The sequence below is a fragment of the Corynebacterium stationis genome, assembly GCF_001941345.1.
Lineage (GTDB): Bacteria > Actinomycetota > Actinomycetes > Mycobacteriales > Mycobacteriaceae > Corynebacterium > Corynebacterium stationis.
This window is the reverse complement of record NZ_CP009251.1, coordinates 2,755,810-2,772,736: the sequence shown is the minus strand read 5'-3', so window position 1 is coordinate 2,772,736 and position 16,927 is coordinate 2,755,810. Positions and strand designations below refer to the sequence as shown.

General features: G+C 55.2%; 15 protein-coding genes. 7 read left to right on the top strand and 8 right to left on the bottom strand.

Features of this window, described 5'->3' with window-relative positions; genetic code table 11:
• Positions 1-5: 5 nt before the first annotated feature.
• The 6 genes from trpA to CSTAT_RS12800 all read right to left on the bottom strand — a co-directional run bounded on the left by trpA (position 6) and on the right by CSTAT_RS12800 (position 6,799).
• Positions 6-869 (bottom strand): tryptophan synthase subunit alpha, encoded by an 864-nt coding sequence (gene trpA, locus CSTAT_RS12825; protein WP_075723720.1) that lies wholly within the window; start codon positions 867-869, stop codon positions 6-8.
• 2 nt (positions 870-871) lie between these two features.
• Complete coding sequence (gene trpB, locus CSTAT_RS12820; protein WP_075723719.1) at positions 872-2,080, bottom strand: tryptophan synthase subunit beta; 1,209 nt, start codon at positions 2,078-2,080, stop codon at positions 872-874.
• A gap of 13 nt (positions 2,081-2,093) precedes the next feature.
• Positions 2,094-3,569, bottom strand: a complete 1,476-nt coding sequence (gene trpCF / locus CSTAT_RS12815) for a bifunctional indole-3-glycerol-phosphate synthase TrpC/phosphoribosylanthranilate isomerase TrpF (RefSeq protein WP_075723718.1) — start codon at positions 3,567-3,569, stop codon at positions 2,094-2,096.
• Entirely contained in the window at positions 3,559-4,578 is a 1,020-nt protein-coding gene (gene trpD / locus CSTAT_RS12810) for an anthranilate phosphoribosyltransferase (protein ID WP_075723717.1), read from the bottom strand. The genes trpCF and trpD overlap by 11 nt, the downstream gene beginning before the upstream one ends.
• A gap of 74 nt (positions 4,579-4,652) precedes the next feature.
• Positions 4,653-5,288 (bottom strand): anthranilate synthase component II, encoded by a 636-nt coding sequence (locus CSTAT_RS12805; protein ID WP_075723716.1) that lies wholly within the window; start codon positions 5,286-5,288, stop codon positions 4,653-4,655.
• Positions 5,285-6,799 carry an anthranilate synthase component 1 gene (locus CSTAT_RS12800; protein ID WP_075723715.1) on the bottom strand — a complete coding sequence of 505 codons (1,515 nt, stop codon included), beginning with the start codon at positions 6,797-6,799 and terminating at the stop codon, positions 5,285-5,287. The genes CSTAT_RS12805 and CSTAT_RS12800 overlap by 4 nt, the downstream gene beginning before the upstream one ends.
• An 825-nt stretch (positions 6,800-7,624) precedes the next feature.
• On the opposite strand from CSTAT_RS12800, the gene CSTAT_RS12795 reads away from it, so the two are divergent.
• Genes CSTAT_RS12795 through CSTAT_RS12785 form a run of 3 tightly spaced genes read left to right on the top strand, consistent with a single transcriptional unit; the run spans position 7,625 to position 10,264 of the window.
• The gene (locus CSTAT_RS12795) at positions 7,625-8,611 is read left to right on the top strand and encodes an ABC transporter substrate-binding protein (RefSeq protein WP_075723944.1); all 987 of its coding nucleotides are present in this window, start codon (positions 7,625-7,627) and stop codon (positions 8,609-8,611) included.
• Positions 8,608-9,483 carry an ABC transporter permease gene (locus tag CSTAT_RS12790; RefSeq protein WP_066797135.1) on the top strand — a complete coding sequence of 292 codons (876 nt, stop codon included), beginning with the start codon at positions 8,608-8,610 and terminating at the stop codon, positions 9,481-9,483. The genes CSTAT_RS12795 and CSTAT_RS12790 overlap by 4 nt, the downstream gene beginning before the upstream one ends.
• On the top strand, positions 9,476-10,264 hold the full coding sequence (locus CSTAT_RS12785; protein ID WP_075723714.1) for an ABC transporter ATP-binding protein: 789 nt from the start codon (positions 9,476-9,478) through the stop codon (positions 10,262-10,264). The genes CSTAT_RS12790 and CSTAT_RS12785 overlap by 8 nt, the downstream gene beginning before the upstream one ends.
• Positions 10,265-10,318: 54 nt before the next feature.
• On the opposite strand, the gene CSTAT_RS12780 is transcribed toward CSTAT_RS12785, so the two are convergent.
• Positions 10,319-11,524, bottom strand: coding sequence for a helix-turn-helix domain-containing protein (locus CSTAT_RS12780; protein ID WP_075723713.1), 1,206 nt, complete (start codon positions 11,522-11,524; stop codon positions 10,319-10,321).
• 139 nt (positions 11,525-11,663) lie between these two features.
• Between CSTAT_RS12780 and CSTAT_RS12775 the strand changes: the two genes are divergently transcribed.
• From CSTAT_RS12775 to CSTAT_RS12760, 4 genes are all read left to right on the top strand, one after another.
• A complete protein-coding gene (locus CSTAT_RS12775; RefSeq protein ID WP_075723943.1) occupies positions 11,664-13,334 on the top strand; it encodes an alpha-keto acid decarboxylase family protein in 1,671 nt (556 codons plus the stop codon).
• A 103-nt stretch (positions 13,335-13,437) separates the two neighbouring features.
• Positions 13,438-14,484 carry a histidinol-phosphate transaminase gene (gene hisC, locus CSTAT_RS12770; protein ID WP_075723712.1) on the top strand — a complete coding sequence of 349 codons (1,047 nt, stop codon included), beginning with the start codon at positions 13,438-13,440 and terminating at the stop codon, positions 14,482-14,484.
• Positions 14,485-14,707: 223 nt separating this feature from the next.
• Positions 14,708-15,817: an LLM class flavin-dependent oxidoreductase gene (locus CSTAT_RS12765; RefSeq protein ID WP_244892855.1), complete on the top strand. Its 1,110-nt coding sequence runs from the start codon at positions 14,708-14,710 to the stop codon at positions 15,815-15,817.
• Complete coding sequence (locus CSTAT_RS12760; RefSeq protein ID WP_006822240.1) at positions 15,817-16,383, top strand: NADPH-dependent FMN reductase; 567 nt, start codon at positions 15,817-15,819, stop codon at positions 16,381-16,383. The genes CSTAT_RS12765 and CSTAT_RS12760 overlap by 1 nt, the downstream gene beginning before the upstream one ends.
• Here the strand turns inward: CSTAT_RS12760 and CSTAT_RS12755 are convergent.
• Positions 16,380-16,913, bottom strand: a complete 534-nt coding sequence (locus tag CSTAT_RS12755; protein WP_075723711.1) for a type 1 glutamine amidotransferase domain-containing protein — start codon at positions 16,911-16,913, stop codon at positions 16,380-16,382. The two genes, CSTAT_RS12760 and CSTAT_RS12755, sit on opposite strands and share 4 nt — an antisense overlap.
• Positions 16,914-16,927 lie beyond the last annotated feature (14 nt).

Genomic DNA, 16,927 nt, shown 5'->3' with positions numbered 1-16,927 from the left:
CTTTTTTATTTCTTGGTCGCAGCTTTCATCGCGGAGACGTATTCCGTGATTTCTTTCTTCAGAGCTTCCATGTTGGTAATGACGGCGGGAGAATCCTCTGTTTCACGTGAAACGTAACCGTTGACAATCTTGGTGATTGCTGAGCCGCTAATCGCGCCAGCGGCGCCAGCGGCGATCGCTTCGGCAACGTGCTCTGGCGTAGAAATACCAAAGCCGAGAAGAGCTGGGGCACCGTTATAACGGTGGATATTGGCAACTACCTCGTCGAGGCCAAGAGTTTGGGACTCTTGCTCTGTACCGGTTACTCCATCGCGGGAGACAGCGTAAATGTAGCCCTTAGAGTACTTAGCAACGCCTTCGAGGGTGCGCTCTGAAGCACGGGCCGGAGCGATGAATACTGGAGCTACCCCAGCCTTCTCAGCAGCGGCGGCAAAGGGTGCGCCTTCTCGGACTGGAACATCCGGGATCAGGATGGCATCAGCGCCAGCAGCACCAAATTCCTCGTAGAACTTATCTAGCCCACGGGTAAAGGGAACGTTGCCGTAGATGAGCATGCCGACGGGAGTATCAGGGAACTCTTCGCGGATTTGGCGAACTAGGTTCAGGGAATTATCAACGGTTGCGCCATTGTCCAGAGCGCGGATGTGTGAGCCCTGAATGGTTGGGCCGTCAGCAACTGGGTCGGAGAAAGGAACGCCAAGTTCGAGGACGTCAGCGCCTGCTTCGACGACGGTGCGGATGATTTCCATGCTGTCTTCAGCCGTCGGGTCATTGAGCATGAGGAAAGGGACGAATGCACCTTCGTTCTTCTCATCAAGTGCAGCAAATAGTGCTTCAAAGCGGCTAGCGCCATCACGGGTTGTAGTCATGGTTAGTTCTTCTCCTTGATGACAAGCTCAGGGTGTGCTTCGAGAGTCTGGCGAACGTGGTCGATGTCTTTGTCACCACGACCGGAAAGCGAGACCAGAATGTTGATGTCTTCGTCCTTGCGCTTGAGCGCATAAGCCAGCGCGTGGGAAGATTCGAGTGCTGGAATGATGCCCTCTTGTTGGGAGAGCAGCTGGAAAGCTTCAAGTGCCTCAGCATCAGTAATGCCGACGTACTTCGCGCGACCGGTAGCGTGCAAGTGCGCGTGCTGTGGGCCTACGCCTGGGTAATCCAGTCCGGCGGAGATCGAGTAGGACTCCTCCACCTGGCCGTCGCTATTGCGCATGAGGTAGCTGCGAGCGCCGTGCAAAATGCCGATGGTGCCATTGTTGATGGTTGCGCCATGCTTGCCGGAATCGAGTCCTTCTCCGCCGGGTTCAGCGCCGACAAGTTCCACGCCTTCTTCATCAATGAAATCTGCGAACATGCCAATGGCGTTGGAACCGCCACCCACACAGGCGACGACCAAGTCCGGCAGGCCGTCGATGCGCTCAAGCATTTGCGCCTTCGCCTCAGTGGAGATGACGCGGTGGAACTCACGCACGATGGTTGGGAATGGGTGTGGGCCAGCCGCTGTGCCAAGCAGGTAGTGCGACTCATGGAAGGTGGCGGTCCAGTCCCGCAGCGCCTCATTCACGGCATCTTTTAGGGTGCCGGAGCCGGTATCGACGGGAACGACTTTTGCGCCCATGAGTTCCATGCGGAAAACGTTGGGTTGCTGGCGCGCGACGTCTTTAGCGCCCATGTACACGACGCATTCAAGGTCCAAGAGTGCGCACGCAAGAGCCGTTGCCGTGCCGTGTTGGCCCGCACCGGTTTCGGCAATGATGCGGGTCTTGCCCATGCGCTTAGCCAGTAGCGCCTGACCCAAAACCTGGTTGGTCTTGTGAGCGCCGCCGTGGACAAGGTCCTCGCGCTTGAGAAAAATACGCGCTTTGCCCCCGAGCTTATGAACCTCGGTGATGGGCGTTGGTCGACCCAAGTAGTCACGCAGGAGGTCTGCGAGTTCCTTTTGGAAAGACTCGTCCGCCATTGCATCCACGAAGGATTTTTCGAGCTGGTCCAATGCGGGAATGAGAGATTCTGGGACAAACTGTCCGCCGAACTCTCCAAAATACGCAGGAAGTAAAGTTTCCCGAGAGTTGTCAGTCATGGGTGGTTAATCCTTAGCGGTAGAAATTTCTGATGGTGGCAAATGCGCGTGCAATGAGGCCGGTGTCTTTGGTGCCCTTGACCGTTTCTAACCCGGAATTCAGGTCAACGCCAACGGTGCCGATTTTTAGAGCTTGTTCAATGTTATCCAGACCGATGCCGCCGGCAAGAAGCGCGTAATCTAAAACCTCAGCGGGAACGGTATCCCACTCAAAGCTGGTGCCGGTTCCGCCGTTGCCGGAGTCGAGGACGATGCGGTCAACGGCCTTGTCAGCAATGAGTGCTTGGGCCAAGGCCGGGCCATCCGTATGGCTCATGGAGACAGCGCGCCAGATTTGTAAGCCACTCTCCTGCTCTGCGCCGAAGTCCAAATCCTCATCCTTGGAGGATGTAACGGGGATACCGGCGTCACGGACTTCTTGAACCACGGTGTGGATGTAGTCGAGCTCTGCTTCGATGCTTCCCTGGTAAGGTGCATGCAGTTGGAGTGCTTCTACCCCATCAATGGCGGCTAGTTCGGCCCAGTCTTCGGTGCGGCGCGAAACTGCGACGTAGTCCAAGTCGGGTTCATGCGCAATGATATCTTCCGCTGTTTCACGTGAAACATTGCGCGGAGAAGCCTCTTCAAAAACAAGGCCTCCATAGACAGCTCCCGCGGCACGCGCAGCTTGTGCAGCCGACCAAGTGGTCAAACCACACACCTTATTTTCGCCATACACGAGTGCGCGAGCGGCCCGATCGACATCCGGTGCTGAAGTAAGCTGCGACCCCACTAAGTAGGCATTGGAGTGGTTGCCCAGGCTGCGTACGGTCTTGTTGTCACGAATGCCAGATTCAGACACCACTACCGAACCTTCAGGCAAAAGCTCGCTCAAGGTCTTCGAACGGGTCAGATCGATGCTGAGGTCATGCAGGTTGCGGTGGTTAATGCCAAAGATCTTCGCGCCTAAGCGAATGGCACGCTCAGTTTCTTCGACATCGATAACCTCGGTAAGGACGTCGAGTCCCAACCGGTGTGCTTCATCCTGCAGGCGGGTGTATTCCTCATCGTCGAGGACAGAGAGCATCAGCAAGATGGCATCGGCCCCGAAGTAGCGGGCTGCGTGAATCTGGACCTCGTCAACAATGAAATCCTTGCACAGTACCGGCAGGTGTGTGGACAAAGCAACGGTTTGTAGGTGGTCGTAGTCGCCACCGAAGCGCACGGGTTCGCACAACACGGAGATGCCAGCGGCATAACGAGAGTAGGTACGTGCGATGGTGCCGGGCTCGTAGTGCTCACGGATAAGGCCCAGGGATGGAGACGATGACTTGCACTCCATGATGAAGGCATTGGTTGCGCCGTGCAGGTTGTCATACAGCGAGCGTGTCGAGCGCGGCAGGTTGGCAACATCGACGTGCGCAATTCGCTCGGCGATGTCCTCTAAGTGCGTGCGACGGGTCTCCACAATGTTTTCTAGGACCGTGGGTAATTGATGATTACTTGGCATAGTTAGCCTCCTCGTGGCGCTGCAACCAATCTTTCACGGTGCCATCGGCAAGCAAACCGAGCGCCTTGTCGGTGCCTTCCTTGTAGCTATCAGCGTGGCCGGTGAGGTAGAACATGGCGCCGGCGTTCGCGGCAATCGCATCGCGGTGTGCAGCTGGTGCAGTGTTATTGAAGACCTGGCGCAGTGCCTCGGCGTTTTCGGCGCCGTCACCACCGGTGAGGTCGGCAAGTTGGTGGGTGCCCACGCCGAAATCGTCTGGGGTTACGGTGTATTCTTCGATCTCGCCGTCGCGTAGCTCCCACACCTGGGTTGGGCCGTGCACAGCGATTTCGTCGGTGCCTGCGCCGTGCATGACGATGGCGCGGCCGCGACCCAATTCTTTAAAGACCTCAGCGATGGTGCGGCCCAGCTTCGGGTTGGCAACGCCCATGATCTGAAACTCTGGGCGCGCTGGGGAAAGGATGGGACCCAGCGAGTTGAAGATCGTGGGTACCTTCAGCGCGCGGCGAACGGGCATGACGTGCGCGACCGCTGGGTGGTACGCCGGTGCGTACAGGAAGGTAAAGCCGGATTCCTCGAACTGGCGCACAGCGCGGTCAACGTCCAAGTCCAGTGGGATGTTGAGAGCTTCTAGTGCATCCGCGGAGCCGGACTTAGAAGATACGGAACGGTTGCCGCATTTCACGACCTTCGCTCCCCCAGCGCCGAGCACCAGCGATGCGCCGGTGGAGATATTGATGGTATTGGTGCCATCACCGCCCGTGCCAGCGGAGTCCATGATGCCTTGGCCAGTAATCGGGAATGGGCGTGAGGCATTGAGGAAGGCTTTGGCTGCGCCAGCCAAGTCCGCGAAGGTTTCGCCTCGGGTGCGGATGGTGGCCAGCAGTGCAGCGATATGGATGTCGTCGTAATCGCCGTTGCTCAGCGGGTTAAAGACCTCTTGGGCCTCCTCCACCGTGGGCGCAGGGTTGTCGAGGAATTTCATTAATACATTCAGTGGTGCTGCCATGAGAGGGAGGCATCCTTTCTAGTTCTTAATAGATACTTTAATTAATATGGTTTAACGTGCGGTTAATGGTGTGCTTAGAGCACGCTTTTCGATGCCAACTGCTCCACACAACGCTCTAACATGACGGGACCTGTTGGCGTGAGCACGGATTCTGGGTGGAACTGCAGGCCTAGTGCGGTGCCGTCAGTGGTTTCGGCGGCCATCACGATGTCATCGATATAGCCCAATGCGCGCAAGCCCTCTGGCAACTGCGTGCAACCCAGGGAGTGATAACGCGCAATCGGAACCTGGGTGCCTACGTAATCGGGTTGGTCTGGTTCCACGTCGGTAGTCAGTCCGTGGAAAACGGGGTGCTGCGCTCCCTCACCGGTGAGAACCATGGTGTCGGTAGAACCGTGGACGGGTCCGCACGGTGCGACCTTTCCACCGTGGTATTCCAAGAGCGCCTGGAAACCGAGGCATATGCCCAGCAGTGGGATCTTGCCCAAGACGGTGTCGATGAGTTCCATCATGCAGCCGGCATCAGTGGGGTGTCCGGGTCCTGGGGAGAGCACAATCAGGTCAGGGGACTCATCGAGGATTTCCGTCACTGTGACGGTATTGCGCATAACCACGGTGTCATAGCCAGAAAGAGCATCGACAAGGTTATAAACGAAAGAATCGTGATTATCGAGAAGTAAAACCTTCGGTTTGGTTTCTACAGTGCTCATCGGATGACCTCCAGGGTGGCGTTGTTGGCAGCAGCAATTGCGTGCAGGACGGCATAAGCCTTGTGCAAAGTTTCATCGGCTTCGGATTGTGGAACGGAGTCGCGGACAACGCCGGCACCGGCTTGGACAATTGCCGTGTCATTTTTGATGTAGGCGGAGCGGATGACGATGCAGTTATCCATGGAGCCATCTCCGCGCAGGTACCCCACTGCCCCGCCATAGGAACCGCGGCGCTTGTTCTCGGTGTTGCGAACCAATTCCATCGCGCGCAGTTTCGGCGCGCCGGTGAGTGTGCCCATATTCATGCATGCGCGGTAGGCATCAATCGCGTCGAAATCAGGGTGCAACTCTGCCACCACACGGGAGACCAAGTGCATCACGCGGGAGTAGCGATCCACCTGCAGAAGATCCGCCACGCGCCGGGTTCCAGGAACCGCGACCCGTGCCAGGTCATTGCGCGCGAGGTCAACGAGCATGGTGTGCTCGGCCAGTTCCTTAGTATCGGTGCGCATGTCCAGCTCATTGCGGATATCTAATTCATGCGTTGCACCGCGGGGACGGGTACCTGCGATGGGATAGAGCTGCACCTCGCGGGTATCAGCATCGAATTTCAGGTTGGATTCAGGGGATGCGCCAATGAGTTCATAATCTGCGCCGCGGATATAGAACATATAGGGCGAAGGATTGGTCTCGCGCAGCTTCCGGTAAGCAGCGAAAGCATCTGGGCATTCCATGGAGAAAGACCGTGCTGGCACAACCTGATAAATATCGCCCTCGTAGATATTCTTCTGCAGGTTGCTTACATGCTCGCGGAAATCCTTATCCAAGATATCCGCGGTGACGGTCACGGTTTTCTTTTCGGCGACCTCAGTGGTTTCGGTCAGGGGGGCATCGGCAAGCTTTTGTGCTTTGTCCAGCTGTTCATCTAAGCGCCCTTGCAGCGCAGCTTCATCAGTATCGACGCCGTGGATAACAATGCTGTGGTTGAGGTGATCAACGTGCAGCAAGGTCTGTGCCACGATGAACTCATAGTCCGGGTATTCATTAGTGCTATCTGGCACCTCAGGAAGTACCTCAAATGTATCGAGGTAATCATAAGCAAAGCCGCCGCCTAGAAAGGGCAACATTTCATGTGAATAACCTGCATCTAACTGCAGCTTACGCAGGACTTCTGCATTGGAAATGGCCTTCAGGCGACGGCGTTCATCACTATCGGTAGGGCGTTGGAATTCAAACTCCCCTGCCCCAACGCGGTACTCAGAAAGCTGTTCTTCTAAGCGCTCGAGCATCGCGTGCCCAGTGGGAGAAAGCACCTCGGCGTATACGCGCTGGCCGCGGCAGGTGACCTTGAGCGCGGCATCCAGAACAGCGAGGCACTGTACATTCTTCTTGGATTCAATATCTGCTGATTCCAGCAGCATGGAATCATGCGTGGTGGCCAGGGCATCAAATAATGCAGCGGCATCCGTGTAGTACGGGAGCTGCCGTGATGCGGTAGAAAATCCGGTCATAGCTATCTATCTTTCGCGACTGTGTTATTGAGAGACTAATTATTTTTATCTCGCAGTTCGCGGGTCTATACCGGTTTATGTCCCTTAAGACAACGAAAAGGCCCGCATACTGCGAGCCTGGTTTTAAGGAAAGCTTTAAAGAAGGAAGCTTCAATGGGCCCGCGTGTTACGCGCGCCACCACCAAAGATTAACGGTGCTCAAGTTCTTCATGAAACACACTGTAGCACTACCTCTTCAAAAATGGGATACGGATCCCGAATTTAATTCTTTCCTCCCGGGCCCATACTCACCACTACTAAGTATTGCCCATCCAACTCATTACAGTCCAAGACCTCAAAACGTGACTTGAACTGCGGATATTCTAGCATAGTGCTTAACTCCGTACTTGAGATAGTACTTTTACTCCGGATTACTATGTTAAGTACTATGTTGAGTGTTATGTTCCGGATGCGGGGAATCCTGGACCGTTATGCCATAGGTTGATACCCCCAGTCGGGGCTAGAAAGCCAAATATTTACTGACCGTAAAGACAGTTAGGGCAAGGCGTGAATAAAAGACTGGCGTAGCTATGAGCTGCATGTTATGTGACTTGCATTACGCAAGCTTGGGGATTGGGCGAAGAATTCAGCTGTATAGAGCCTGAATTAATTTGTTGAAAGAGTATTGAAACCCCTGCTTAACGGATATGTTTAGAACTACCCTACTGGTTTTGCAGAAGGAAGCGCCGTGGTGCGCCAACTGGCGCCACCGTTTCCTGTGAACTCCCTTCAACACATAAGGAAGCTCTCAATATGAGAATTAATCGAATCTCCAAGCCCTCCCGCATGACTTCAGTCATCGCTACCCTTTCTGCGACTGCCCTCGTGCTCGCCGGCTGTTCATCGGAAAGCGGCGACGACGCTGCTGGCGATAACGCTGGCGGCGAAGGTGCATCGGAAAGCTACTCCATCGGTATCAACCAGCTCGTGCAGCACCCGGCACTGGATGCCAGCGCCGCAGGCTTCAAGGCCGCGTTCGAAGACGCCGGCGTCGAGGTGGAGTGGGATGAGCAAAATGCGAACGGTGAGCAGTCCACCGCGGTGACCATCGCGCAGCAGATGGCTAATGCCGACCACGATCTGTACTTGGCTATTGCTACCCCAGCGGCGCAGGCGATGGCACAGTCCATCAAGGACGCTCCCCTGCTCTTTACCGCTGTCACTGACCCAGAGGCAGCAGAGTTGGTAGATTCCAACGATGCTCCGGGCGCAAACGTGACTGGTACCTCCGATATCGCGCCGATTTCTGACCAGGTGGACCTGCTCAAGGAACTGGTTCCGGATGCGAAGACCGTTGGAGTTGTCTACGCCTCTGGTGAGGTCAACTCCCAGGTGCAGGTGGATGAGCTGACTTCCGTTGCTGGTGACTCTGATATTGATGTGAAGTCCCAGACCGTGACTTCCGTGACTGAAATCCCGCAGGCAGTGCAGGCGCTTGGCGATGTCGATGCCATCTACGTCCCCACCGACAACATGGTGGTCTCCGGTATTGCTTCTTTGATCAACGTGGCCAATGAGAAGCAGATTCCAGTCATCGGCGCTGAGGCCGGCACCGTTGAAGGTGGCGCTGCTGCAACCTTGGGTATTGACTACGAGCAGCTGGGACGCCAGACCGGTGAGATGGCGCTGCGCATCCTGCAAGACGGCGAAGAGCCAGCGTCTACGCCTGTGGAATCCGCGAAGGAATTTACCTACGTCGTCAACCCAGAAGCTGCTGAGGCGCAGGGCATTGAGATTCCAGAAGCGATTTTGGAAGAAGCTGAAACCGTATGATCGGTGCAGTTGAGCTCGGACTCCTTTATGCCGTGATGGCGGTAGGCGTCTACCTCACCTTCCGAGTTCTAGATTTCCCTGACCTAACCGTTGACGGCAGTTTCACCACCGGTGCTGCTGCCGCCGGCGTGCTCATTACCAACGGTGTTAATCCCATCCTCGCTACGGGCGTGGGTTTCGTTGCGGGTTTTATCGCCGGCATCATCACCGGCCTGTTGCACACCAAGGGCAAGATTGACGGCCTGCTCGCTGGTATCTTGACCATGATTGGCCTGTGGTCAATCAACCTGCGCATTATGGGCGGTGCGAATATCCCGCTGCTGAGCCAAGACTCCGTGTTTACCCCGCTCGATAGCATCAAAAATGACTGGGCTGTCGTCGGCCTGTTGGTCATCGGCGCCATCGCGCTGGTTGCACTCATCGTGTGGTTCCTGTCCACCGACCTCGGGCTGGCGCTGCGCGCTACAGGTGATAATCAGCAGATGATTACCTCTTTCGGTGTCTCCACTGACTTCACCAAGACGCTGACCCTCGCACTGTCGAATGGTCTGGTTGGCCTGTGTGGCGCGCTGATTGCGCAATTCCAGGGCTTCGCGGATATCTCCATGGGTGTCGGCCTCATCTTGGTCGGCCTGGCATCTGTCATTGTCGGCCAAGCTGTTATCCCGCAGCGTCGCCTGTGGCTGATTGTCGGCTCGGTTGCGTTGGGCTCCATCCTCTACCGCCTGATCATCTACGTGGCGCTGACGGTGGGCCTGAATCCGAACGACATGAAGTTGATTACCGCAGTGCTTGTCATCGCCGCGCTGCTGCTGCCGAAGCTGACTGGCCGGACGCCGAAAGTCGCCGGGAGGAAGGTAGCCAATGCTTAAGATTGATAGCATTTCCAAAACCTTCTTCGCCGGCACAGCCAACGAACGCAAGGCGCTTGTCGATGTCTCCCTGCATCTAAATCCCGGTGATTTCGTCACCGTGATTGGTTCTAATGGCGCCGGAAAATCAACATTGCTCAACTCGATTTCAGGTCGGTTGATAGTTGATTCCGGAACCATCTCCATCGAAGGCAAGAATGTCTCCCGCCAACCGGAGCACAAGCGTGCGAAGGTTGTCGGCCGCGTCTTCCAAGACCCGATGGCGGGTACTGCACCAAACCTCACGATTGAAGAAAACCTCTCCCTCGCATACTTGCGTGGCAAAGGCCGTGGGCTGTCATTGGGACTTAACTCCAAGCGCCGGGCATTCTTCCGCGAGCAGCTCGCAAGCCTAGAACTTGGCCTCGAAGATCGCATGGGCTCCAAGGTGGGTCTGCTGTCGGGTGGTCAGCGCCAGGCGCTCAGCCTTCTCATGGCGGGCTTTACCAACCCTGACGTGATGCTGCTCGATGAGCACACCGCAGCGCTAGACCCCCAACGTGCGGAGCTGGTGACCACCTTGACGGAACGTATTGTCTCCCAAGGCAACCTAACCACCTTGATGGTCACCCACAACATGGCGCAAGCCATCCAGGTGGGCAACCGACTCATCATGATGCATGATGGCAAAATTATTTACGAGGCTTCCGAAGAGCAAAAGCAAAAACTCGCCGTGCAAGACCTCATGTCAGAATTTGCCAAGATTAAAGGCGGAACTTCTGACCGCACTCTGCTGCAGTAGAAAATCTGCTCCGAAAATCCAGTCTTCGTTCTCCCCGGGCGAGACTGGATTTTTCTATGGCACTGTATTCAACGCCGCATGAAGGCGCAGCGCTGCGTGTAAACAGGTGGACTCCCAACCATCATCGAGCGCGCCTTGGGGCAACACTGTTCGAGCTTTTTCCAAGCGGTAGTGCAAAGTAGCGCGGTGAATAAACAGGTTATCTGCGGTGGCGGTGACATTACGAGCATTGTCTAAATACTCCAGCACCGTCTCCCATAAAAATTGGGAACCCTCAGCAATCAGGGCTGCCGCTGCTGGGGAAATTGCGCTGACGGTCGCGGGCGTAAGCTCCCAGCCCAACAACAAGCGCCAAGCGCCGGAATCCTCCCATGTGAGGGTTTCTTGCCCAAGCAGTGACGCCACCGTGGCGATGAAACTCGCGCGCCGGGCTGTATTGCGGGCGCCACTTAACTCATTGATTGTCGATGTTCCACGTGAAACAACTTGGGCGCCGACGGCGACTGAGGCGGCCTGGAGGGCATCGAAAAGCGACTGCGATGCGGCCACATCATCTGAGCGCTCGACGATGGTCAACCCATCATGATTATCCGTGACAAGGAAAGGTCGACGGCGCCGAAAGCGCAGCAATTCCAACATGAGCCGCTCAGGTGCATCTGTGGTGACTGCAGCTTCGGCGGCCTCACGAATGGTGAGCTGGTGAATACGGATGACCCCGCTCCGCGGCAAGAAATTATTGTCCACCGCATGCGCGAGCGACCCATCTAGGCCCAAGGTGACATCGCGAGCTATCTCGCGCATCTCTGCTACGCGCCGTACAAAGGTTTCATCGCGCGCGGCCATCAGGTCAATAATCGGCCGACGATAGCTGGTGATGATCTCTAAGTCCTCTTCACTAATAGCTGGCGAGTCAATGAGCCAGATGTGTCCGCACAGCTTCTCCCCTTCCCACAGCGGAACGCACAGGCGCGGAAGCAAGTCGAATTCTTTATGAGCGGGCACACGCACAGCATCGCGGGATTCCTGTACGCCGTTGGCAACTAGCCACGGGATGGGCTCGGGGTTGGGTTCACGGTGCAGCACATTAAAAACCCGCTCATTATCGACCTCGCCATATTGTGGGCTGGAGCAAAAGGCATAAAAGGCCGGCGTATCAACCTGGACTGAACGCTGCAGCTTGCTGGCTAACTCATCGACCAAAGATTGAATCTGACCGAGCTGGGCCGCGCGGGGTGTTGCTTGTGGCGTGGAGGAATCCATGGTTCAAAGTGTGGCACATTTTGACATTCGTCGAAGAAATTCACGCTTTTTGTCTAGTGACTTTGAAAGTGATGTGCAGCACAATAGGTGTTAATGCAGGATAATGCCGTCACATGGCAAGAAAGTTGAGGATAAGACGATGCGCACTACCGTAGGTGAATTCATCATTAGGCGGTTGAAAGAACTGGGGATTGAACACATCATCGGTGTGCCCGGAGATTTCAACTTAAGCTTCATCGAGCAGATCAACGAAGCAGACAACATCGAATTTGTAGGCGCGTGTAATGAGCTCAACGCGGCATATGCGGCAGATGGCTACGGCCGTCAGTCAGGCGTCGGCGCGCTGCTGACGACCTATGGCGTGGGTGAGCTCTCCGCGCTCAATGGCATCGCTGGTGCACGCGCGGAGCACATTCCCATGGTGAGCTTGGCCGGTTCTCCCCCGTTGTATTCCACGGAATATCGCTGGAATCTGCACCACTCGCTTGCCGATGGCGACTTTGAGAACATGCTCGAATCTATCCTGCCGTTTACTGGTGCAGCGGTGCGCATTACGCCGATGAACGTGGTGGAAGAGCTAGACCGCGCGCTGCACATCTGCTTGCGCGAAAAGCGCCCAGTGCACATCCAGATCCCTTCGGATATCACGCATCTGGAAATTGAAGCACCAGACGAAGTATTGGACACGACGCTGCCAACTTCCGATGCCGAACGCCTCGAAGCCGCCACCGCCCGCGTGTTAGAGCGCATCGCCGAGGCGAAAAAGCCTGTCTTTCTCTTTGACCAGGACACTGATCGCCACGGTTTCACGGAAAAATTTCGTACCTTGGTGGATAAGCTGCAGATTCCTTATTCCCAGCTGACTTCCGGCAAGGGCGTGCTTTCCGAACGCGATGGCCTTTTCCTTGGCTCCTACAACGGCAAGGCTTCCGCACCGGGTGTTCAAAAGATTGTGGAATCGGCTGACCTGCTCTTTACCACCAACCCACGCTTCATCGAGGTGAATTCCGGTTCCTTCACCCACCACCTGCCTGCGGAAGCCATCGTGAACTTCGGTGACCAGCACGTCAACGTCGGCGGTGAGTTTTTCGTCGGCATCAATACGCTAGAGCTTCTCGATGCCCTTATCGACCGCACCAAGACCTCTCGCAAGAAGAAAAAGGAAGAGTTTGTCTACGAAAAATGGGAAGTTAGGGCCGAAGCACCATTAACGCATGCGCGCATGTGGCCGCGATTCATCCGTTTCTTGGAAGACGATGACACCGTGATTGCAGAGGCCGGAACCTCCCACATTGGTCTCACCCCAGAGCGTCTGCCCAAGGGTGCACGTTATATCAACTCCCCTATCTGGGGCGCTATTGGCTTTACCCTGCCCGCACTATTGGGCAGCATGCTGGCAAACCGCGACCGCCGACACGTGCTCTTTATCGGCGATGGCTCTTTCCAGCTCACTGCCCAGGAACTCTCAACCATCCTGCGTGAAGACCTCAAGCCGATTATCGTGCTGGTCAACAACAAGGGCTACACCATTGAGCGTTATATCCTCGGTATGGAAGAAAAGTACAACGACATTGCTGATTGGCAATACGCCAAGCTTCCGCAAGTCTTTGTCCCGGATACCACCATGGTGTCCTACCAGGCGCGTACCGAAGGTGAACTCGAAGACGCATTGAGCAAGATTCAGGCTTCTGATGCCGGAGCTTTCCTCGAAGTCCACCTTGACGCTATGGATGCACCTGCTGGGTTGAAGGCCTTTGGTCCTATGACCGCTGATTTTGACTTCGGCCCACGCGGTCCCCGTAATCCATAACATGGGACTGGTTGCCCGCGGGCTAGGATAAAGCTAGGTTTCGCGGTCACACCCTATAAACCTGCAGCGTTTAATAAAGCACAAGAAAAGGTAGCTATAGATAATGATCCGAAAAGATCTGGACAACCTCCCCGCTTATGTACCAGGCGCACGCATGGATGATGCCGTCAAGCTCTCATCCAATGAGTCCTCCTATGCCCCGCTGCCTTCGGTAGCTAAGGCCATGAGCGAGGCAGCAATTGGCGTGAATCGCTATCCAGATATGGGTGCCGTTGAATTGCGCACCGCGTTGGCCAAGCATTTAGGTGTGGATTTTGAACAGACCGCCGTTGGCACGGGTTCCTCCGCGTTGTGCCAGCAGCTGGTCCACGCCACCACCACTGCCGATAATGAGGTGGTTTTCCCGTGGCGCAGCTTCGAGGCTTATCCAATCTTCGCGCAGGTCGTCGGTGCAACCCCCGTGCCTGTGGAGCTTACCCCGGAGCAGGGTCTAGATATGGATGGTCTCGCAGCGGCCATTACGGATAAGACCAGCCTGGTGTTTATCTGCAACCCGAATAACCCTTCCGGTACCACCATTAGCAACGACGAGTTTGAGGCCTTCATGGCTAAGGTTCCCGCGAATGTTGTGGTCGGCCTCGACGAGGCTTATTTTGAGTACAACCGCGCTGAAAGTCAGCCGATTGGCACCGAGGTCATCGCAAAATACGACAACGTCGTGGGCCTGCGCACCTTCTCTAAGGCTTACGGCCTCGCCGGGGCTCGTGTGGGTTATGCTTTCGGCCCGCGCAATCTCATTGAGGCGATCAACAAGGTAGCTATTCCTTTCTCTGTGAACTCCCTGGCACAAGCAGGTGCACTTGCGGCATTAGATGCCAAAGAAGAGCTTAAAGAGCGTATCGATGAAGCCGTCATCGCCCGTGAGCGCATCGCAAAAGCTTTCGCCGATTGGGGCGCAATCGCCTCCGAAGCGAATTTCGTGTGGCTCCCGGCTGCTGCCCTCCCACTTCCTCCGCAAGAACTCGCCGCCAAATTCGCCGAAGCTGGCGTACTCATCCGCGCCTTCCCAGAAGGTGTGCGTATTTCCACCACAACGGAAGAAGAAACCGATGTCTTGCTGAAGGCTTTTGGGTCCGCCGTAATCAAGTGACGTCGTCTAACGCGCTGTGAGCGCGAAAGAGCTCGACCTAGGTAAGTTTCTTCCCGGGTAAACGAAGTGACAGGTCGCTTCCTCATCTAATACCAAGATGTGGGAGGCGGCCTTTTGCTATTGGTGACGTATCATGTAAATCGACGTTTTCCGGAATAGTTCGGCCAGAATGGTAGTTGCCAGGATTAAGAAGCTATTTAAATTACAACACTAAGGATGCAACGTGGCGGATACTCCCAACCCCATGCACGATTTTGGCTTTGATAAAGGTCAAGGTCTCGAATTTGGTATTTATACCCTAGGTGACCACCTTCCCAACCCGAATGATGGTTCTCGGGTTAGCACCAAAGAGCGGGTGCATGAATTTATCCGCTACGCGCAAGCAGCCGAACAGGCAGGGCTGGACTACTTCGGATTAGGTGAATCGCACCAGGAATTCTTCGCCTCCCAAGCGCACGCTGTCATCTTGGGCGCTATCGCGCAGGCGACGTCCACTATGCGCATCGGTAGCTCCTCGACGATTATTAGTACTTCGGATCCTGTGCGCGTCTATGAGAATTTCTCCACGTTGGACCTCATCTCAAACGGACGCATTGAGTTGGTTGCGGGACGCGCATCACGCGTGGGGCTCTTTGAACTTTTGGGATATGACCTTCGTGATTATGAAGAGCTCTATGAAGAAAAGCTCGAGCTACTGCTGCAGATTAATCGTGAAGAATCGGTGACCTGGTCAGGGCAATTCCGTGCACCATTAAATGAAGCAGAAGTTATCCCTCGCCCAATTGAGGATCGCTTGCGTATTTGGCGCGCTGTCGGCGGCGCACCAGGCAGCGCGATTAAAGCTGGATTGGCAGGCGTGCCAATGGTCATGGCACACCTCGGTGGAACTACCTCCATCTTTGCTCGCACGGTGGATGCCTACCGCCAGGCGGCAGAACATGCCGGATTCGACCCCGCTACCTTGCCTATCACCACGGCTGGTTTCTTCCACGTGGCAGAGACTTCGCAAAAGGCACTGCAGAATACCTACCGCTACATGAATGAGGGCATGATCCGCACCAACGGACAGGGTCTATCGAAGCAGATGTATGCCCAAAACGTGGATCCGATGAGCATTGCCAATATGGGTAGTCCGCAGCAGGTCATCGAAAATATCTTGCACCAGCACGAAGTCTTCGGGCATCAGCGATACATTGGACAGATCGACTTCGGTGGCGTGCCATTTGATGAAGTAATGAAGCAGATTGACATTATCGGCGAGGAAATTCTGCCAGTAATTCGCAAATACACGGCTGCCGATGCCAAAGCTCAAGATGAGGAGAAAGATAATTAATGCGCGTTGTACTAATTTCGGGCTCTAATGTCGGAACCAAAACCAAAACGGTGGCGGAGTATTTAAAGCAGGCTTTTGCGGTGTACGACTCTGATATCGATGTCGAAATCATCGATTTGGCCGAGGTCGACATGGTCTTCTCTGATGGCCGAAACTACACCGAATACACCGGTGATACAGGAGAAATCGCGCAGAAGATTATGCAGGCTGATGCGCTAGTCATCGGCACGCCAATCTTCCAAGCCTCGATCCCAGCAGCGCTGAAGAATGTCTTCGACATCCTTCCTACCAATGCTTTTCGTGACAAGGTCGTCGGGATGTTTGCCACGGCCGGTTCGTCCAAGCATTACCTCGTTTTAGCGCAGCAGCTACAGCCGATTGTCACCTATATGAAGGGCCAAGTCGTGCAACCTTATGTCTTTGTTGAAAGCGCCGATCTGCTGCGTGGTGAAATAGTAAACCACGATGTCCTCCAACGATTAGATCGTTTAGTAGAAGACACCGTGGTGTTGACCCAGACCTATCAAAAGATCCGGGATGAAAAAGACGCCGCTTATGGCTTCTAGTGCTCGCCTTCTGCGAATTCCTCGATGATCTTCGCATTGAATGCTGGAAGATCATCTGGAGTGCGGGAGGAGACTAGCCCGTTATCGGTGTGTACTTCCTCATCCACCCAGGTAGCACCCGCGTTGCGCAGGTCAGTCTGGAGGCTGGGGAAAGACGTTAGGGTACGACCCTTGAGCACATCGGCATCAGCAAGAATCCAGCCGCCATGACAAATAACGCCAGTTGGTTTCCCAGAGGTAAAAATGTCTTCGACGAACTTCACTGCGTGCTCATCCATGCGAATCTGATCGGCGTTGCCGGTGCCGCCCGGAAGAAGCAAGGCGTCGAAATCCTCTGCCTTGGCTTGGTTCGATGTCAGATCTACCTGTACTTCTGTGCCATTTTTGCCGGTGATTGGCTGGTCCTCAGTAGAGATGATGGTAACTGTTGCACCGGCTTCTTTGACTGCATCCACTGGGCTAGTAAGTTCCGAATCCTCGAAACCGTGGGTTGCGATAACTGCTACTTTTCGATTGCTTAGTTGTGCCATTGCTATTCCTCCTT